Source organism: Pseudomonas syringae (genome assembly GCF_000737245.1).
Classification (GTDB): Bacteria; Pseudomonadota; Gammaproteobacteria; order Pseudomonadales; family Pseudomonadaceae; genus Aquipseudomonas; species Aquipseudomonas syringae_J.
In genome coordinates this window covers 1-19170 of the sequence record NZ_JPQU01000029.1, presented here as the reverse complement: position 1 = coordinate 19170, position 19170 = coordinate 1, and the positions used below count along the sequence as shown (strand labels likewise).

8 protein-coding genes are annotated in these 19170 nt (G+C 60.6%); 4 read left to right on the top strand and 4 right to left on the bottom strand.

Annotation, left to right across the window (positions count from 1 at the left end):
* Window positions 1-109 precede the first annotated feature (109 nt).
* Window positions 110-1600 carry a DASS family sodium-coupled anion symporter gene (locus IV01_RS15280; protein ID WP_032627956.1) on the top strand — a complete coding sequence of 497 codons (1491 nt, stop codon included), beginning with the start codon at window positions 110-112 and terminating at the stop codon, window positions 1598-1600.
* A 131-nt stretch (window positions 1601-1731) separates the two neighbouring features.
* The gene (locus IV01_RS15285; RefSeq protein ID WP_032627890.1) at window positions 1732-3144 is read left to right on the top strand and encodes an aspartate aminotransferase family protein; all 1413 of its coding nucleotides are present in this window, start codon (window positions 1732-1734) and stop codon (window positions 3142-3144) included.
* Window positions 3145-3285: 141 nt separating this feature from the next.
* Here IV01_RS15285 and IV01_RS15290 read toward each other — a convergent pair whose 3' ends face one another.
* On the bottom strand, window positions 3286-6759 hold the full coding sequence (locus IV01_RS15290; RefSeq protein ID WP_032627889.1) for a PAS domain-containing hybrid sensor histidine kinase/response regulator: 3474 nt from the start codon (window positions 6757-6759) through the stop codon (window positions 3286-3288).
* A 274-nt stretch (window positions 6760-7033) separates the two neighbouring features.
* Between IV01_RS15290 and IV01_RS15295 the strand changes: the two genes are divergently transcribed.
* Together IV01_RS15295 and IV01_RS15300 are read left to right on the top strand one after the other, a co-directional pair.
* Window positions 7034-8191: a TDT family transporter gene (locus IV01_RS15295; protein WP_032627888.1), complete on the top strand. Its 1158-nt coding sequence runs from the start codon at window positions 7034-7036 to the stop codon at window positions 8189-8191.
* An 85-nt stretch (window positions 8192-8276) separates the two neighbouring features.
* On the top strand, window positions 8277-10151 hold the full coding sequence (locus IV01_RS15300; protein WP_032627887.1) for an MFS transporter: 1875 nt from the start codon (window positions 8277-8279) through the stop codon (window positions 10149-10151).
* Between the two features lie 422 nt (window positions 10152-10573).
* Here IV01_RS15300 and IV01_RS15305 read toward each other — a convergent pair whose 3' ends face one another.
* From IV01_RS15305 to IV01_RS0124940, 3 genes are all read right to left on the bottom strand, one after another.
* On the bottom strand, window positions 10574-11539 hold the full coding sequence (locus IV01_RS15305) for an alpha/beta hydrolase (RefSeq protein ID WP_032627886.1): 966 nt from the start codon (window positions 11537-11539) through the stop codon (window positions 10574-10576).
* Window positions 11540-11557: 18 nt separating this feature from the next.
* Entirely contained in the window at window positions 11558-18937 is a 7380-nt protein-coding gene (locus IV01_RS0124945) for a non-ribosomal peptide synthetase (protein ID WP_050507433.1), read from the bottom strand.
* Window positions 18937-19170 (bottom strand): phosphopantetheine-binding protein (locus tag IV01_RS0124940; protein ID WP_032627885.1); only part of this gene is annotated, 234 nt, incomplete at its 5' end. The genes IV01_RS0124940 and IV01_RS0124945, both read right to left, overlap by 1 nt.

Here is a 19170-nt window from a genome sequence, read left to right as displayed (position 1 = left end):
AGCATAGAACCTCAGACTTTGCCTGTTAGCCTTCAACCCTTGATCCATCTCAAGAGCCAGCATGCGGATCTACCCCATGATGGCCACCCCGCAGGATCAAGGTCTCGTAATGAATAGCTTTTCGGCCATACCCGAACAACCGCCCGCCAAGGTCAAGGTGCCCATCGGGCTGTTGTTCGGCATTGTTGTCATGGTCGGCGTGCTGCTGCTGCCATTCCCGGCGGATTTGCCCATTGCCGGGCAACGTATGCTGGCGATTCTGGCGTTTGCCGTGGTGGTGTGGATCACCGAAGCGGTGTCCTACGAAGCCAGTGCAATCATGATCACTTCGCTGATGGCGTTCTTGATCGGCACTGCGCCGACCCTCAAGGATCCATCAGTTATCTATGGCTCTTCCGCCGCCATCACCATGGCCCTGACCGGGTTTTCCAACTCGGCACTGGCGCTGGTCGCGGGCGCGTTGTTCATCGCCGCCGCCATGACCCATACCGGGTTGGACCGACGTATCGCACTGGTGACTTTGTCGCGCATCGGTACCAGCACCCGGCGGATCATGCTCGGCGCCATCGTGGTCACCATTCTGCTTAGCCTGGTGGTGCCCAGCGCCACGGCGCGCAGTGCCTGTGTGGTGCCGATCATGATGGGGGTGATCGCTGCATTCGGCATGGAGAAACGCTCGAATGTCGCGGCCGCGATCATGATCATCGTTGCCCAGGGCACCAGTATCTGGAACGTCGGCATCCAGACCGCCGCAGCGCAAAACCTGCTGACAGCGGGCTTCATGGAGAAAATGCTCGGCGCACGAGTGTCCTGGCTCGACTGGCTGATCGCCGGTGCGCCGTGGGCGATCATCATGTCCGGGGTGCTGATCGTGCTGGTGCTCAAACTCTTGCCTCCGGAGAGCGACAACATCCCCGGTGGCAAGGAAGCGGTGGCGCAATCACTGGCCGAACTCGGCCCTATGAGCGGCGCGCAGAAGCGCCTGATGGCGGTGTCCATTGGCCTGCTGTTGTTGTGGGCCACTGAAGGCAAGCTGCACAGCTTCGATACCACCTCCACAACCTATGCGGGGTTGGTCCTGCTGTTGTTGCCACGTTGGGGCGTGATGACCTGGAAGGACGTGCAATCGCGGATTCCCTGGGGCACGGTGATTGTGTTCGGCGTCGGCATCAGCCTGGGTACCGCCTTGCTCACCACCCAGGCTGGCCAATGGCTGGGCGTGCAGGTGGTCAGCCATACCGGGCTGGATCAGGTCGGTGCCTTGGGCGTATTCGCGATCCTCGCCGGGTTCCTGATTTTGATTCACCTGGGCTTCGCCAGCGCCACCGCGTTGACCTCGGCGATGCTGCCAATCCTCATCGCGGTGCTGCAAACCCTGCCCGGAGATTTCAACCGGCTGGGCATGACCATGCTGCTGGGTTTTGCCGTCAGCTACGGTTTCATTCTGCCCATCAATGCGCCGCAGAACATGGTTTGCCTGGGCACGGAAACCTTCACCGCCCGGCAGTTTGCCCGGGTCGGTATTCCTGTCACCGTGATCGGCTACCTGCTGATGCTGCTGTTTGGCGCCACCTACTGGAAATGGCTGGGCTGGATGTAAGGCATCGCAAGACACAAACAGTAAATCCTCGCTGCGCTGGTGCGTTTCCTTAACAGGAATCTACCAAGGCTGGATGGCTCGGCAGATGTCCACTTCCGTGCATCTAGCGCATGCTTTTGAGGGTTTGAAGGATGTCAGTCGCCATCAGTCGTGATGAAAGTTCGTCGGCGCGGTTCAGCAGCGAACCGCAGGAAACGCTCTATCACTTCGAAGAGTCACCCCTGCTGGAGCGCCAGAAACAGCAGGAATCCAACGCTCGCAGTTACCCGCGGCGAATCCCGCTGGCCCTCAAGCGTGCGCAAGGCATTTACGTCGAGGACGTCGAAGGTCGGACTTTTATCGACTGCCTGGCGGGGGCGGGCACCCTTGCTCTGGGGCACAACCATCCGGTGGTGATCGCTGCGATTCGCAAGGTGCTGGATGACGGTCTGCCGTTGCACACTCTTGACCTCACCACACCGGTCAAGGACCAGTTCGTGCAGGACCTGTTTGACCTGCTGCCTGAAGAGTTTGCCCGCGACGCGAAAATCCAGTTCTGCGGGCCCACCGGCACCGATGCGGTAGAGGCCGCCTTGAAACTGGTCCGCACGGCCACCGGGCGCAGCACCGTGTTGTCATTTCAGGGCGGTTATCACGGCATGAGCATGGGCGCGCTGAGCCTGATGGGCAGTCTTGGGCCGAAGAAACCCATGGCCGCGCTGCTCAACAGCGGCGTGCAGTTTCTGCCATACCCCTATGACTACCGATGCCCCTTCGGCCTGGGTGGCGCGGATGGCATAAAGGTCAATCTGCGTTATTTGGAAAACCTGCTCAACGACCCTGAAGCCGGGGTACAGTTACCCGCAGCAGTGATTGTCGAGGTGGTGCAGGGCGAGGGCGGGGTGATTCCTGCGGATCTGGACTGGTTGCGTGGTGTGCGGCGGATCACTGAAAAGGCGGGTGTGGCGCTGATCGTCGATGAAATCCAGAGCGGCTTTGCGCGCACCGGCAAGATGTTTGCCTTTGAACACGCCGGCATCGTCCCTGATGTCGTGGTGCTGTCCAAAGCCATTGGTGGCAGCCTGCCGCTGGCGGTGGTGGTCTATCGCGAGTGGCTGGATAAATGGCTGCCGGGCGCCCATGCCGGGACGTTCCGTGGCAATCAGATGGCCATGGCGGCGGGTTCGGCGGTGATGGCGTATCTGAAACAGCACGACATCGCCGGGCATGCCATCGCCATGGGCGCTCGGCTCACCGAGCATTTGAGAGTCTTGCAGCGGGACTTCCCGCAGATGGGCGATATTCGCGGGCGCGGGCTGATGCTGGGTGTCGAGCTGGTCGACCCTACTGGCGCTGTTGATGGCCTCGGTCATCCTCCGGCGTTCGGCAAGCTCGCTCCGCTGGTGCAGAACGAATGCCTCAAGCGTGGACTGATTCTGGAGCTGGGCGGACGGCATGGCAGCGTCGTGCGCTTCCTGCCGCCTCTGATCATCAGTGCCGAACAGATTGATGAAGTCGCAGGCAGGTTTGCCAAGGCACTGGCTGCGGCGGTGCTGAGAGCATAGGCCCTTAGCTTAGAACTTGATCCGTGGGAGCGAGCTTGCTCGCGAAGGCTATGTTTCAGGCTTTGGAGTTCTATCAGATGCTCGGCCGCCTTCGCGAGCAAGCTCGCTCCCACAGAGTTTGTGGTGTGGTGAGGATCCCCATCACCCCAACACCACATGCCGACTCAACAACGCCCGTAGCGCCGCAGGTTTTACAGGCTTGGGCAGGAAGTCCAGGCCTGCGGCATGTATCTGGGCGATCAGCTCGGGACGGCCGTCGGCGCTGATGACCACGCCTGGCATCGGCATGCCCAGCCGAGTGCGCAGCCAGGCCATGAGTTCGGTGCCGGTTTCGCCGTCGTCCAAGTGATAATCCACCAGCGCCACTTGCGGGCGCACACCCTCATCCAGCAGCGCCTGGCACTCTTCACGATTACGCGCGGTCCACACCTGGCAACCCCAGCGCGTCAACAGGCTGTTCATGCCGATCAGAATGCTGTCTTCGTTATCGATACACAGCACCTGGGTGCCGGTCAGCGCCGTGCGTTGGGTTTCCGGAGTAAGGACGGCCGGTGCGGTCTGATGCTGCGCAAGCGGTACGCAAACGCTGAACACGCTGCCTTTACCCGGCCATGAACGCACTTGCAGGGTATGGCCCAATACGCGACACAAACCGTCAGCAATCGCCAGACCCAGGCCAAGGCCTTTCTCGGCGCGTGTCTGGTGACTGTCCAGGCGTTTGAACTCCTCGAAAATCACCCGTTGCTTGTCCTCAGGAATGCCCGGTCCGCGATCCCAGACCTCCAGACTCAAAGAGGTGCCGCGCCGACGAACCCCTAACAGGATCGGACCCTTGCCGTAACGGAAGGCGTTGGTCAGGAAATTCTGCAGGATGCGCCGCAGCAGCTTTGCATCGCTGTCGACCCGCAAGGCTGTACCGCGCACTCGGAATGTCAGGCCTTGTTCATGGGCCAGGGCTTTGAACTCTGCGCCGAGCGTATCGAACAAGGTGTTCAGGGCGAACGGCTGGCGATCGGGGGTGATCTTGCCGTTTTCCAGCCGGGATATGTCCAGCAGGTCGCTGATCAGGTCTTCAGCCGAGCGCAGCGAACTGTCCAGATGTTGCACCAGTTGCTGGGCTTCGGCGGACATACCGTCGTCCTGATGGGACAGCGCCGCAGAGAACAGACGGGCGGCATTCAGCGGCTGCATGAGGTCGTGACTGACCGCCGCCAGAAAGCGCGTCTTGGACTGGTTGGCGGTTTCCGCCGTGCCCTTGGCCTCGGTCAGCGCGAGGTTGAGCTGCGACAGTTCGTAGGTGCGCTCGGCTACCCGCTGTTCCAGGCTCTCATTGGCGCCTTTAAGGGCATGTTCGGCGTCACGGAACGCGGTGATGTCGGTAAAACTCATCACGAAGCCGCCACCGGGCATCGGGTTACCGATCAGCTCGATCACTCGGCCGTTGGGGAACATCCGCTCGGAAGTGTGGGCACGACCTTGACGCATCCAGTGAAGACGCCGGGCTATGTGGACTTCCGCTTCGCCCGGGCCGAGCAATCCGCGTTCGGCGTTGTAGCGGATAATGTCGGCGATGGGACGGCCAATGCTGATCAGGCCTTCGGGATAGTTGAACAGCTCCAGGTAGCGATGATTCCAGGCCACCAGCTTCAGGGACTGATCCACCACGCTGATGCCTTGAGTGATGTTCTCGATGGCGCCTTGCAGCAGGGCGCGGTTGAACTGCAGCACTTCGGAGGCTTCGTCGGCGATGCGCACCACGTCTTCGAGCTGCATTTCCCGGCCTTCGATGGCCGCCTTGACCACCGCGCGGGTCGACGATGCCCCCAGCACACCCGCCAGCAGGCGCTCGGTGTGAGCGATCCAGTCGCCATTGGCGTTCTGGTTCGGGTTGAAGCCTTTGCCTTGACGATAAGCAAAACGGATGAAGCTCTGCCGGGCACGGTCCTCGCCTACGAAACGCGCCGACAGGGTCAGCAAATCCTCGACCTGCACCGCCAGCAGCGGGCGATTGCCGGTGTTGACGCTGGCGTCCTGGCCAATAAAGCGCCCGGCTTGCCAGTGCTCGGAAACCCGTGTCTTGGAGATCACCGACACCCAGCCGAACAGGATGAAATTGCCCGCCAGGGACAGCACCACGCCTTGAGTCAGCGGCGTGATCGGCAGCCCCAACGGGTTGCCATGCAGCCACGCCAGCAGCGGGAAACTGTCCAGCGACCAGCCCAGGCTTTCAGCGGAAATAGGCAACACCAGGGTGTAAAACCAGAGGAAAATCCCTGCCCCCAGCCCGGCAAATACGCCTCGACGGTTGGCCTGTTTCCACCACAACGCGCCGAACATCGCCGGGGAGAGTTGGGTGATGGCGGCGAAAGCGATCTGGCCGATGGTCGCCAGGCTGGCAGTCGAACCCAGCAGCCGATAGCAGACATAGGCCAGCAGCAGGATCACCACGATGCTGACCCGACGCACCGACAGCATCCAGTGGCGGAACGCTTCAAACGGCCGCTCTGCGGTTTTGCGGCTCAGCAGCCACGGCAACAGCATGTCGTTGGAAATCATGGTCGACAGCGCCACGCTGGCGACAATCACCATGCCGGTGGCGGCTGAAGCACCGCCGATGAAGGCCAGCAACGCAAGGGAAGGGTGAGCGGTGGCGAGCGGCAGGCTGATCACGAACGAGTCCGGCAGCACCGAATCGGGCAGCAGCATCTGCCCGGCCAGGGCGATAGGCACCACGAACAGCGCGGCCAGCACCAGATAGGCCGGAAAGACCCACTTGGCCAGACGCAAATCCTGAGGGTCGATGTTCTCCACCACCGTGACGTGAAACTGTCGGGGCAGGCAGACAATCGCCATCATCGCCACGCCGGTCTGCACCACCATGGAGGGCCAGTTGATGGTCTCCTTCCAGTACTCCTCAAGGCGTGGCGCAATCAGGGCCTCATCGAACAGATCGTCGAAACCGTCGTACAGGCCATAGGTCACGAACGCCCCCACGGCCATGAAAGCAAAGAGTTTCACCAGGGCTTCAAAGGCAATCGCCATGACCATGCCACGGTGGTGCTCGGTGACGTCGAGGTTGCGCGTACCGAAGACAATGGTGAACAGCGCCAGCACCAGCGACACGATCAGCGCCGTATCCTGCGCGCGGGTGCCGGTAGCATCGGCAACCGCGCCGATCAGAATATTCACCCCCAGCACGATGCCTTTGAGCTGCAAGGCGATATACGGCAGCACACCCACCAGACAGATCAGCGCCACCACCACCGCCAGGGACTGGGATTTGCCGTAGCGGGCGGCGATAAAGTCGGCAATGGAGGTGATGTTTTCCTGCTTGCTGATCAGCACCATCTTCTGCAAGACCCAGGGCGCCAAAAGCATCAGCACCACTGGCCCAAGGTAAATCGGCAGGAACGACCATAACTGCTCGGCAGCCTGACCCACCGCGCCAAAGAACGTCCAACTGGTGCAGTAAACCGCCAGCGACAGGCTGTAAACCCAGGCTCGGATTCTCGGAGACAGCGAGGTACTGCGCCGATCACCGTAAAAGGCGATGGCGAACATGATGGCCATATAAGCCAGGGCGACGGCTGCGATCAGCCCGCTGGACAGCGACATAGACATTCAGAGCCCCAGGAACAAGCTCGCTAGTCTCGCATGAAGGCCTGAGGTTGTAGGAGCGACTTTAGTCGTGAAGAGAGCTGTAGACCCCGCAGGTATATAAACACGAAGCAGGTTCATGGGGTTCGCTCACTACGACAGCTGCCTTTCTCTCGTAAGTGGAAAAGAGTTATCTGTAAAATCGATAACTTATACATATATTACCCATTTAGCAGATATTCGCGGCAGCCTTACTATGGGCTCACCTCACCCGAGGACTGGAGAGCCCCCGATGAACAGCCTGACTTTTACGCTCCACAAACCCTTTGGACAATTGCAGCACCCCCGTGAGGTGATTCGTCAGTTCACTCCCAACTGGTTCGCCGCGACTATGGGCACCGGGGTTCTCGCCGTGGCGTTGCCCATGGCGAATCCCGGCCTGGTCCGGCTTGGAGAAGCCTTGTGGCTGTTCAACATCGGGTTGTTTCTGTTGTTTAGCCTGCTCTATGCGGCACGCTGGCTAATGTTTTTCAATGAAGCGCGACGGGTGTTCGGCCATTCAACGGTGTCGATGTTCTTCGGCACTATCCCTATGGGGCTGGCGACCATCATCAATGGATTTTTGTTGTTTGGCATAGCGCGTTGGGGTCTGGCGCTGGTGCCGTTTGTTGAGGTTCTGTGGTGGCTGGATGTCGCCATGGCGCTGGCTTGCGGCGTATTGATCCCGTTCATGATGTTCACTCGTCAAGAACACAGCATCGACCAGATGACCGCAGTCTGGTTGCTGCCTGTGGTTGCAGCGGAAGTGGCGGCCGTGAGCGGTGGGCAACTGGCGGCGCACTTGCCGGATGTGCATGATCAGTTCGCGGTGATGGTGACCAGCTACGTGTTATGGGCGTTCTCTGTGCCGGTCGCGTTCGGCATCCTGACTATCCTCCTGCTGCGTATGGCGTTGCACAAGTTGCCCCACGAAAACATGGCCGCCTCCAGCTGGCTGGCCCTGGGGCCGATCAGCACGGCCGCGCTGGGTATGTTGTTGCTTGGCGGCGAGGCCCAGGAGATATTCGCGGCGAATGGGATGTCGACCCTCGGCGAAGTCTCTGCCGGGATGGGCATGATCTCAGGCATCACCTTGTGGGGCTTCGGTTTGTGGTGGCTGCTGTTGGCAGTGCTGATCACCTTGCGCTACCTGCGTGACGGTATCCCGTTCAACCTTGGCTGGTGGGGTTTCACCTTTCCCCTGGGTGTCTATGCGTTGACTACCTTGAAGCTGGGGGCAGTGTTGAACCTGGGCTTTTTCAACGTGGCCGGGGTCGTGCTGGTCGCCGCCCTGGCGGTGCTGTGGTTGATCATCATGAGTAAAACCGTGCGGGGCGCTTATCGGGGGGAGCTTTTTGTCTCGCCCTGCATCAACGCTCCGGCGGGCCGGTGTGCGCTGCGCAAACGTTAGACAATGGACATTCGCAGGTCAAACGTCTTCAATGTGCCGCGGATTGGATATACGCGAATTTCAAAGCCATTCAGGACCACGGACGATGAGCCAGCAGTCACAATTCAATTTGCTCGGGAAGCGCCGCTTTCTGCCGTTTTTCATTACCCAGGCCCTTGGGGCGTTCAATGACAATGTGCTCAAGCAGTCGCTGATTCTGGCGATTCTCTACAAGCTGAGCATCGATGGTGATCGCTCGATCTGGGTCAATCTGTGCGCGCTGCTGTTCATCCTGCCGTTTTTCCTGTTCTCGGCACTGGCTGGGCAGTTCGGTGAGAAGTACGCCAAGGATGCGCTGATTCGCCTGATCAAGCTGGGCGAGATCGGCATCATGCTGGTCGGTGCTGCTGGGTTTATCTTCGGGCACTTGTGGTTGATGCTGCTGGCGCTGTTCGCCATGGGCACCCACTCGGCGCTGTTCGGCCCGGTCAAGTACTCGATCCTGCCCCAGCATCTGCGCGAAGACGAACTGGTCGGCGGCAACGGGCTGGTGGAAATGGGCACCTTTCTGGCGATTCTCGCCGGCACCATCAGCGCCGGGGTGATGATGTCCTCGGCGCACTACTCGATCATCGTCGCCAGCGTCATGGTGCTGGTGGCGTGTCTGGGCTTTCTCGCCAGCTACGGCATCCCCCGTGCCGCCGCCGTTGCGCCGCAAATGAAGCTTGAATGGAATATTTTCACCCAGACCTGGGCCACCTTACGCCTGGGCCTTGGCCAGACCCCGGCGGTATCCCGTTCGATTGTCGGTAATTCGTGGTTCTGGTTTGTCGGCGCGATCTATCTCACGCAAATCCCGTCCTACGCCAAGGAATGGCTGTACGGCGACGAAACCGTGGTCACCCTGATTCTCACCGTGTTCTCAATTGGTATCGCCACCGGCTCCATGCTCTGCGAGCGGCTGTCCGGGCGTAAGGTGGAAATCGGTCTGGTGCCGTTCGGCTCCATGGGGCTGACCGTGTTTGGCCTGCTGCTGTGGTGGCATTCCGGGCAAATGCCGCAGAATGTCATGGCCAACGACTGGCTGGCGGTGCTTGGTTTCAGTCAGGCCTGGTGGGTAATGCTGGATATTCTCGGCATCGGTATTTTTGGTGGCTTCTACATCGTGCCGCTGTACGCCTTGATTCAGTCCCGCACCCTGGAAAGCGAGCGCTCCCGGGTCATCGCCTCCAACAATATTCTCAATGCGCTGTTCATGGTGGTCTCGGCGATTGTCTCGATCCTGCTGCTCAGTGTGGCGAAGTTGTCGATTCCGCAGCTGTTTCTGGTCATCTCGCTGATGAACATTGCGGTCAACGTTTACATCTTCAAAGTTGTCCCTGAATTCACCATGCGTTTCCTGATCTGGCTGCTCAGCCACACGATGTATCGCGTCGAGCACCGTAACCTCGACCTGATCCCGGATGAGGGCGCTGCGTTGCTGGTCTGCAACCATGTGTCGTTTGTTGATGCGCTGTTGATCGGCGGTGCGGTACGACGGCCGATCCGGTTTGTCATGTACTACAAAATCTACAACCTGCCGGTGCTCAACTTCATTTTCCGCACTGCCGGGACCATCCCGATTGCCGGGCGTGGCGAGGATCTGCAGATCTACGAGCAGGCGTTCAAGAAGATCGCTCAATACCTGGCCGAAGGCGAGCTGGTGTGCATCTTTCCGGAAGGCAAACTGACCGGTGATGGCGAGATCGACGAGTTCAAAGGCGGCATGACCCGCATCATCGAGCAGACCTCGGTGCCGGTGATTCCACTGGCGCTGCAGGGGTTGTGGGGCAGCTTTTTCAGTCGTGATCCGGGCAAGAAATTGTTCCGCCGCTTCTGGTCACGGGTGACGGTGGTGGCCGGCCCGGCATTGGCGGCTGATGCGTCCGGCCCGGCCGAGGCGCGGGAGCAAGTGGCGTTGTTGCGTGGGATGGTGCGCTAGACCCAACCAACTTCAGCGGACGCCTAATCTGTGGGAGCAAGCTTGCTTGCGAAGGCAATGTTGCAGCCGGTCAAATGCAGCGCATGTACCGGCCCCTTCGCGAGCAAGCTCGCTCCCACGGGTCCTGCGCCAACTCAAGGCTCGGTAAGTCCGGAAGTACGCAAAACCTTTGGGAGCAAGCTTGCTTGCGAAGGCAATGTTGCAGCCGGTCAAATGCAGCGCATGTACCGGCCCCTTCGCGAGCAAGCTCGCTCCCACGGGTCCTGCGCCAACTCAAGGCTCGGTAAGTCCGGAAGTACGCAAAACCTGTGGGAGCAAGCTTGCTTGCGAAGGCAATGTTGCAGCCGATGAACATGCTTTGGATGTACTGGCCTCTTCGCGAATGAATTCGCTCCCACGGGTGACCGCATTTCAATAACAACTCAGGCTTTGCTTAAGCCTTTCAACCACTCATCAACCGCTGCATAAATCCCCGGTATCGCCTCACTAATCCCGCTCATGCGCAAAAAGTCATGGGTCAAACCGTGCTGAATGTCGAGGGTAACGGCGGTGCCGGTGGCGCTTAGCCGCTCGGCATAAGCCAACCCTTCATCAAACAGCGGGTCGTATTCGGCCAGGCTGATATAGGCCGGGGCCAGCGCTTGCAGGTCCGGCGTTAAAAGCGGCGAAATTCGCCAGTCACTGAGTTGCCCGGCATCCGCGCTGTAGTGCCGGTAGAACCACTGCAAGGTGTCGCTTTCCAGCAGAAAGCCTTCGCCGTAGCGCTGATGGGACGGCCGTTGCCGGGACGCATCGGTCACCGGGTAAAACAGCAACTGAGCCTGGGGCCGTAGCTGGATGGTATGAGGTTGCTGAACGGCGCTGATCGCCAACACCGTCGCCAGCGTCGCTCCAGCGCTGTCCCCGGCAACACTGACCTTGCGGTTGTCGATGTTCAATTGCCCAGCGTGCTCGGCCAGCCAGTTGGCAGCGTCCAGGGCATCATCAACGGCAGTGGGGAAGGGCGCTTGCGGCGCCAGCCTGTAAGCCGGTGCCAGTACCGCCTGTTGACCGCTGGCGGCCAGCCGACGACAGATCGAGTCATGGGAATCCAGACTGCCCACCACATAACCACCGCCATGAAAGTAAAGGACGGCTGGTTGCAGCCCGGACTGTTGTTGGGGGCTGCGATACAACCGCGCAGGCATTTGCTGGCCGTCCCGGATCGGGATCGACAGTTCAGTGACGTCGATGGCCCCTGGCGGGCAAGGGTCGAGCACTTGCGAGGTCTGTTCGAATTCGTCTCGTGCCTGCTGAACACTTAAAGCATGCATCGGCCGGCTTTTACCGGTCAGACGGCCGAGTTCAGCCAGTTCGAGAAAACCTTCCAGATCGGGATCAAGAGGCATTGTGAGGTCCTTGTCGATTCATTGAGGCACCGCTTCAACATCGCGCAGCAATTGCGCCAGGTGGGTCAGTAGCAGCGGATGATTGAGCATCTGGTAATGGCCTGCCGGAATGCGGATGTTGGTCGCAGCGCCCGGGACTGTTGGATAACTTGCGCTCGCCGCCCACCAGCAATGGGCGGCACTAGAGGTGCGCGGCAGCGCGTTGATTTGCCGTGACAGACGCTTGAGATGCATGGCGACACAGAAGGTGTGCGCCAGCTCATCACTGCCAATGCTGGCGTAGGCCGAGACAGTGGGCAGTTGGATCTTGATCTGTTCAATCAATGCTTCCAGCTCGTCCACAGGCTGGTTCGCGCTCAACGTCAAGGGGGCGAGCTGCTCGACCGGGAGGGCAAAAATCACCGCCAGGAAGCTGCGCAAGTCATCGCTCCAGTCCTCTTGTTCAACGGCTTGTTCAGTGTCTGGTCCGGAACCGGGCATAAAGCTGTCTACCAGCCCGAGAAAGTCCACCTGCTGACCCTGGCTTTCCAGTTCCTGGGCGACCAGTACCGCCAGGGTGCCACCCAGAGACCAGCCCAGCAGGTGATAAGGCCCGTCGGCCTGCTTCTGGCGAATGTATTGCGCATAGTCGATGGCCATGGCGGCCAGGGATTCATCCTCCCAGTCGCGGTCCAGCAACATGCGGCATTGCAGGCCGTACACACTGCGCTGGCCTTCGAAGCAGCGCGCCACCGGCTCGTAGTCGAACACCGTGCCAAACCCGGCGTGCAGGCAAAATAGCGGAGGCGCGGCAATGCTGCGGCTATTGAGCAACAGCAGTGGATCGAGATTCTGCAGGTCCTGAATGGCAAAACCCGACAGCTCGGCGATGGTCGGTTTGCTGATCATGTCTCGCAGTTTCAGCTCGATATTCAGGTCGTCGCTGGCACGGACTTTGGACAGCACCTTGAGAATCCGCAGCGAATCGCCACCCAGCTCGAAGAAGTTATCGGTAACGCCAACCTGCTCGACTTGCAGCACCTCTTGCCAGATCGCCGCCAACGCCCGCTCCAGCCCATTACGTGGGGCGATGAACTCACGGCCCTTGAACTCAGGCTCCGGCAGCGCGTTGCGATCCAGCTTGCCGTTGGCATTGAGGGGGAATTCACTCAGCACCAGGATTTGCGCCGGGACCATGTAATCCGGCAGGTCGCGTTGCAGTTCGCTGCGCAGCGCTGAGCCAAACCCGTCGCCGCCACGGGCCACCACATAACCGATCAACTGTTTGCCGTTCACCGTTTCCCGGGCCACCACCACCGCATCTTGCACGCCGGACATGGCCCGCAAGCGGGATTCGATCTCCCCCAACTCGATGCGGAAGCCGCGAATTTTTACCTGATTGTCGAGCCTGCCCAAGTAGTCGATGACCCCATCGGCGCGCTGACGAACCCGGTCGCCGGTGCGATACAAACGCCCGCCATGGGTATCGAACGGGTCGGCGACGAAGCGCTCGGCGGTCAGCGCGGCCCGTTGGTGATAACCACGTGCCACGCCTTGACCGCCGATGTACAACTCGCCAGCCACGCCAATCGGCAGAGGGTTGAGCATCTCATCCAGCACATACAGGGTCCGCTCGCCGACCCGGGTGCCAATCGGTGCATACACCGCGCCGCAATGGGCCTGGGCATCGACTTTCCACAGCAACGGCGTGACCACGGTTTCGGTGGGGCCGTAGCCGTTGGTGAGAAATTGCGGACGCAGAGCGCGTTTGACCCGCTCGAAGTTGGCCTCGGCGACGGCATCACCGCCGAAGCAATAAATGCGCACCGGTGGCGGGGCTTGAGTCTGGCTGTCGGCGTATTCGGCCAGTTGTTGCAGGTAGGCGGGCGGGAAACAGGCGATGCTGATCCGCTCGGCGTGCAGGGCATGCCAGGTTTCTTCCGGGGTCCACAGGCGGTTGTCACGCACCACCAGGCAGCCGCCGCTGAGCAGGCTCGACAACCAGCGCTCCTGTGCACCGTCGAAGGCGAACGACATGAACAGCAGCTCACGGGTATCAGCGTCCATTTCATAACGCTGGGCGATGGCCAGACAATGCATGCGGATCTGTTCGTGACTGACCGCCACCCCTTTGGGTTGCCCGGTGGAACCCGAGGTGTAGATCAGATAGGCGAGGTTTTCGGGGTGGATGGTCAGTGTGCGATGCAGACCTGTGGGAGCGGTGCTTGGTCTGGGCGGCAATCCGACGATGAGGTTGGACGCGATTGACCTGATATCTTCGGTGCCCTTATCGCGGGCAAGCACCGCTCCCACAGGGAGGCCATCCAGCGCAACCAGAGGAACGCCTGTCGACGCAAATCTCTCCAGCAAACTCTCCTGCGTAAGCAGCACGTTCATCGCCGAATCGCCGACGATCCACTCGATACGCTCTTTGGGGTAGTCGATATCCAGCGGCACATAGGCTGCACCGGTTTTCATCACCGCGTAGAACGCCACAACCACTTCAACCGAACGCTCCAGCGCGACGCCGACAAAATTCTCCGGGCCAATCCCTTGGCTGATGAGGTACTGGGCCAGGTGGTTGGCGCGGCGTTCCAGTTCGGCGTACGTCAATGTCACACCGGCGCAGCTCACGGCAATCGCAGCGGGTCGCTGGCTGGCGTGCTGTTCGATGACCTCTGCCAGCAACGGGGCGGATTGCGGCGGCTCGGCCATGCGGTTGCTCTCCTGGAGCACCAGTCGTTCATCAACGCTGAGCATATCCAGGCTACCCAGGGTCGACTGGGGATTGCTCAGCAGGGCCAGCAACAACGCTTCGTAACTGCGGCGAATCTGTTCGGTCGCCTCGGCGGTGAACTGGTTGCGCAGGACCATGAACTCGATGCTCAGGGTGTCGTTGAGCATGACTGCCAAGTCCATGGCAAAGTCGGTTACCCCATGAGCCTTGACCTCGCCAAAGTGCAGGTCATGGCGCGACGTTTGTTCCAGGCGTTCATCCAGCGGATGGTTTTCGAACACGATGATGCTGTCGAACAGCGCCTGACCGCTGTGGCCGGACCAGCGCTGAATATCCGCCAGCGAGGCATGCTCATGATCGCGAATGCTCAGGTTGCAGCTTTGCAGTTGCGCCAGCCAATCGCAGACCCGCTCAGTTGGATGCGGGCTCTGCACCACCGGCAAAGTGTTGATGAACAGACCGAGCATTTCATCGGCGTTATCCAGACTGGCCGGACGCCCGGCTACCGTCGCGCCGAAACACACCGTCTGCTGGCCGGTAAAGCGCTGCAACAGCAGCAGCCACGCCGCCTGGATCAGGGTGTTGGGCGTGACCCGCAGTTTCTGGGCCTGTTCGCGCAGCAATGTGGTTTGCTCTGCGTCCCATCGCAGGTACAGCGGCTCATGCCCGGTCAGGCCAGGGTCCGGACGCGGCGCGATGGCGCTGGCCAGCAGCGTGGGGCCGTTTACCTCTCGCAACTGATCTTTCCAGAACCGTTCCAGACGGGGTTGCGATTGAGCCTTGAGCCAGCCGATGTAGTCCCGATAGCGGCCCTTTTTAGAGGGCGCAGGCTGGCCGCTGTAATGCTCCAGCACTTCGCCCAGCAGCTGCGAACTGCTCCAGCCGTCCATGAGAATGTGATGGCTGGTCCAGATCAGGTAGTGGCTGTTTTCGGCGAGGCGTATCAGGGTCAGGCGCATCAGTGGCGCGTGCAGCAGGTCAAAGCCTTGGGCTGCGTCGTGAGCCACCTGGTTGTGCAAATCCTCGGCTTGCACTGAACGGCCTTGCCAGTCCAGTTGCCGCACGGCAATGGCAGCCTGCTTGTAGACCAGTTGCAGCGGCTCGGCCAGATGGCTGGCCGACCAGAAACCGGTACGCAGAATCTCGTGGCGCTGGATGGTCGCGTTCCACGCCGCCAAGAAACGCTCGACGTTCAAGCCTTCCACCGACACCGCCATCTGATTCAGATACAGCGCCGCTTCGTTGGCCTCCAGGGTGTAAAACAACATGCCCTGCTGCATGGGCGACAGCGGATAAATATCCTCGATCAACGCCAGTGGCACCGGTAACGCCGCCAGTTGCGGGGTGGTCAGTCCGGAGAGCGCGAAGGCTTGGTCATCCTGAGCGGGTTGCTTGTCCGTCTCAGGCGTCGTGATCCGGGCGACACTGGCCAATTGCTCAATGGTTTGATGCTGGAACAGGTCTTTGGGCGAGAACTCGATGCCCTGTTGCCGGGCGCGGCTGACCAGTTGAATGGAGATGATCGAATCGCCACCCAGGTCAAAGAAGTTGGCGCTGATGCCGACCTGCTCCAGCTTGAGCACGTCTTGCCAGATAGTGGCGATGCGCCGTTGCACGTCAGTTTGCGGTGCGACGTATATCCCTTGGCTTTGACTCGCGTCCGGCAAGGGCAGGGCCTTGCGGTCCAGCTTGCCGTTGGGCGTCAGCGGCAGTTGATCGAGGAATATCAACTGTGCGGGCACCATGTAGTCCGGCAGGTCTTTGCGCAAGGCGCTGCGAATCTGTTCGCGTAGAGCGGTTTGCCCAGCGGCGTCTCCCACGGGTACAACCAGCACGATATACGCCACCAGTTGCTCGCCGCTGGCAGCGGGTTGCACCAGCACCGCAGCCGCTCGGATCAGTGGCTGAGCGTGCAGACGGCTTTCGATTTCCCCCGGTTCGATACGGAAACCGCGAATCTTCACCTGATGATCAAGCCGCCCCAGGTATTCGATAATCCCGTCGCGCCGATAGCGGCAGCGGTCGCCGGTGCGATACAACCTGGCACCGGGCGGGCCGAACGGGTCCGGCACGAAGCGTTCGGCGCTCAGGTCCGGGCGTTGCAAGTAGCCACGAGCCAGGCCGTTGCCGCCAATCAGCAGTTCACCGGCCACGCCAAGAGGGGCCGGTTGCAGGTCCGCGTCGAGGATATAGAACGTCGTGTTGTCGATGGCCCGGCCGAGCCAGGGCTTGGGGTGCTGCCGGTCGAGACGATGGATCGCTGACCAGATGGTGGTTTCGGTCGGCCCATATAGATTCCACAGCTGATCGCTGATGGCGAGCATCCGCGAAGCCAGTTCATCGCTCAGGGCTTCGCCGCCGCACAACAGTTTGCAGCCTTGCAGGCCGTTGCGCTGTGGATGGTCCAGCAACATGCGCCAGGTCGAGGGCGTGGCTTGCAGTGCGCTGATGCCCTGGCGTGCAATGAGATCCAGAAGCGCGGCAGGGTCGAGGTTGACGCCGGTTTCCGCCAGGATCAGCCGCGCGCCGACACTCAGGGGCAGATAGATTTCCAGTCCGAAAATATCGAAGCAGAAGGTGGTGAGTGACAGCAACCGGTCATCCGCTCCCAGCCCCGGCGCGCGGGACATGCTGCTGATGAAGTTGACCAGCGCACCATGGGCCACCATCACGCCCTTGGGCTTGCCGGTGGAGCCTGAGGTGTAAATCGTATAAGCCAGATGCTCGGCAGTTGTCGCGATGACGGGATTTGTCTCGGCCCAGCGTTCCAGCCAGTGGGTCTGCGCATCCAGGGTCAGTGCTTCAACTCCGGCCGGGATCGGTAATCGCGACTGCACGGCGGCTTGGGTCAACAGCAGTTCAATGCCGCTGTCGTCGATCATGTAGGCCAGGCGGTCTTCGGGATAGCCAGGGTCCAGCGGCAGATAAGCGCCGCCTGCCTTGAGGATCCCCAGCAGCGCGACGATCATGTCCACGCTGCGTTCCACTGCCACACCCACCAGCACTTCCGGACCGACCCCCCGTTCGATCAAGGCATGGGCCAGTTGGTTGGCGCGGCCGTTGAGCTGCTGGTAAGTCAGTTGCTGCTCGCCGACGATCAGGGCAACCGCCTCCGGGTGGCTGTGCACTTGCTGTTCGAACAGGCTGATGACGGTCAGTGGATTCGGATTGTGGCTGACGGGCGTATTCCAGCCGTCGACTATTTGGCTGCGCTCGCGGGCGTCCAGCAAAGGCAGGTGGGCAACCGGTTGCTCGGCGTCGATGACCACGGCACGCAGCAAGGCCAACCAATGGCGGGACAGTTGCTCGATGCTGGCAGCATCGAACAGATCGGTGGCGTAACTGATGGACGCCGAAAATGCCTGTTCGGACAGCGAGGTATTGAGGGTCAGGTCAAACTGCGCGCTGGGGGTGTTCCAGGGCAGATGATCCACCGACAGTTGGGGCAGTGAATGTGCGCTCCGGCCTTCGATGGTGCCCTGATGATTGAACAGCACCTGAAACAACGGGCTGTGACTCAGGCTGCGTTCCGGTTGCAACGCGCTGACCAGTTGCTCGAACGGCAAGTCCTGATGGGCCTGGGCGTCCAGCGCTGCTTGCCGGACTTGTTGCAGCACTTCACTGAAGCGGATGTGTTCGTTGAACGCTGCCTTGAGCACTTGGGTGTTGACGAAAAAGCCAATAAGCCGCTCGGTTTCCGGTCGGTTGCGGTTGGCGCTGGGCACGCCGATGCGGATGTCGTTCTGTTGGCTGTAGCGGTGCAGCAAGGTCTGAAAAGAGGCCAGCAACAGCATGAAAGGCGTGACGTTGTGTTGCTGGGCCATCTGCAGCAATGCCGCGCCGAGTAGTTGGTCGGTTTCTACCGTGAACTGCGCGCCCTGATAGCTTTGCTCGGCAGGGCGTGGCCGGTCAGCGGGCAGCGCCAGCACGGGTTGCTCCCCGCCCAGTTGCGCGGTCCAGTACGCCAACTGCCGCTCGCGCTCGCCGGCTTCCATCCAGTGCCGTTGCCAGATGGCGTAGTCGGCGTACTGGATCGGCAACTCCGGCAGCTCGGGCTGGCGACCCTGACTGAACGCCGCATAGCACTCGACCAACTCGTTGACCATGACCTGCATGGACGCGCCATCGGAGACGATGTGGTGCTGGGTCATGACCAGCACATGTTCTTCAGCGTCGATGCGCAGCAATTCCACTCGCAGCAGCGGGCCGTGTTCCAGGTCGAACAGTTTGCCGCTGGACTGGCTGATGAATGCCTCAATGGCGGCTTCGCGCTCGACGATATCCGCATCCAGCGTCTGGATGTCCAGGTGAATGACCTGCTGATCGGCGATCACTTGGGCTGGCTGCTCATCAATCAGGCAGAAGGTGGTGCGCAGACTTTGGTGGCGGTTGATCAGCACATCGAAGCTGTTTTGCAGCGCCGCGATATCCAGCACGCCCTTGAGGTGCAGCATCATCGGCACGTGATAGGCGCTGCTGTCAGGGTCCATTTGCCAGAGAAACCACTGGCGCTCCTGGGCGTAAGACAGTGGCAGATGCTGGTAGGCGGATTGCACCTCCGGGATCGGCAGGTTGGCTGGGGAGACGCCTTCTTCGAGCATTTTTTGCAGGTACAGCCTGCGTTTTTCCAGAGGCAGGGTGATGAACCGGCGAGCGATTCTGGTGGCAACCGAGCGGTCCATCAAACTTCCTCCATGTCGTCGAACAGGGCTTCGAGTCTGTCCATTTTCGAGCTGTCGAATTGCCCGGCGGATTGCTCCAGCCCGGCGGCGAAATCGCCGAGGATCGGTGCCTGAAAAAGTTGTTGTGGCGTGAGTTGCAAGCCGAGCTCCAGTTGCAGACGCGACACCACCTTGATCACCAGCAACGAATGCCCGCCCAGCTCGAAGAAGTTATCGGTCAGGCCCACGCGTTC

Coding starts and splice junctions, on each gene's coding strand:
- IV01_RS15280 (WP_032627956.1), top strand. CDS start 110: ATGAATAGCTTTTCGGCCATACCCGAACAACCGCCCGCCAAGGTCAAG.
- IV01_RS15285 (WP_032627890.1), top strand. CDS start 1,732: ATGTCAGTCGCCATCAGTCGTGATGAAAGTTCGTCGGCGCGGTTCAGC.
- IV01_RS15290 (WP_032627889.1), bottom strand. CDS start 6,759: ATGTCGCTGTCCAGCGGGCTGATCGCAGCCGTCGCCCTGGCTTATATG.
- IV01_RS15295 (WP_032627888.1), top strand. CDS start 7,034: ATGAACAGCCTGACTTTTACGCTCCACAAACCCTTTGGACAATTGCAG.
- IV01_RS15300 (WP_032627887.1), top strand. CDS start 8,277: ATGAGCCAGCAGTCACAATTCAATTTGCTCGGGAAGCGCCGCTTTCTG.
- IV01_RS15305 (WP_032627886.1), bottom strand. CDS start 11,539: ATGCCTCTTGATCCCGATCTGGAAGGTTTTCTCGAACTGGCTGAACTC.
- IV01_RS0124945 (WP_050507433.1), bottom strand. CDS start 18,937: ATGGACCGCTCGGTTGCCACCAGAATCGCTCGCCGGTTCATCACCCTG.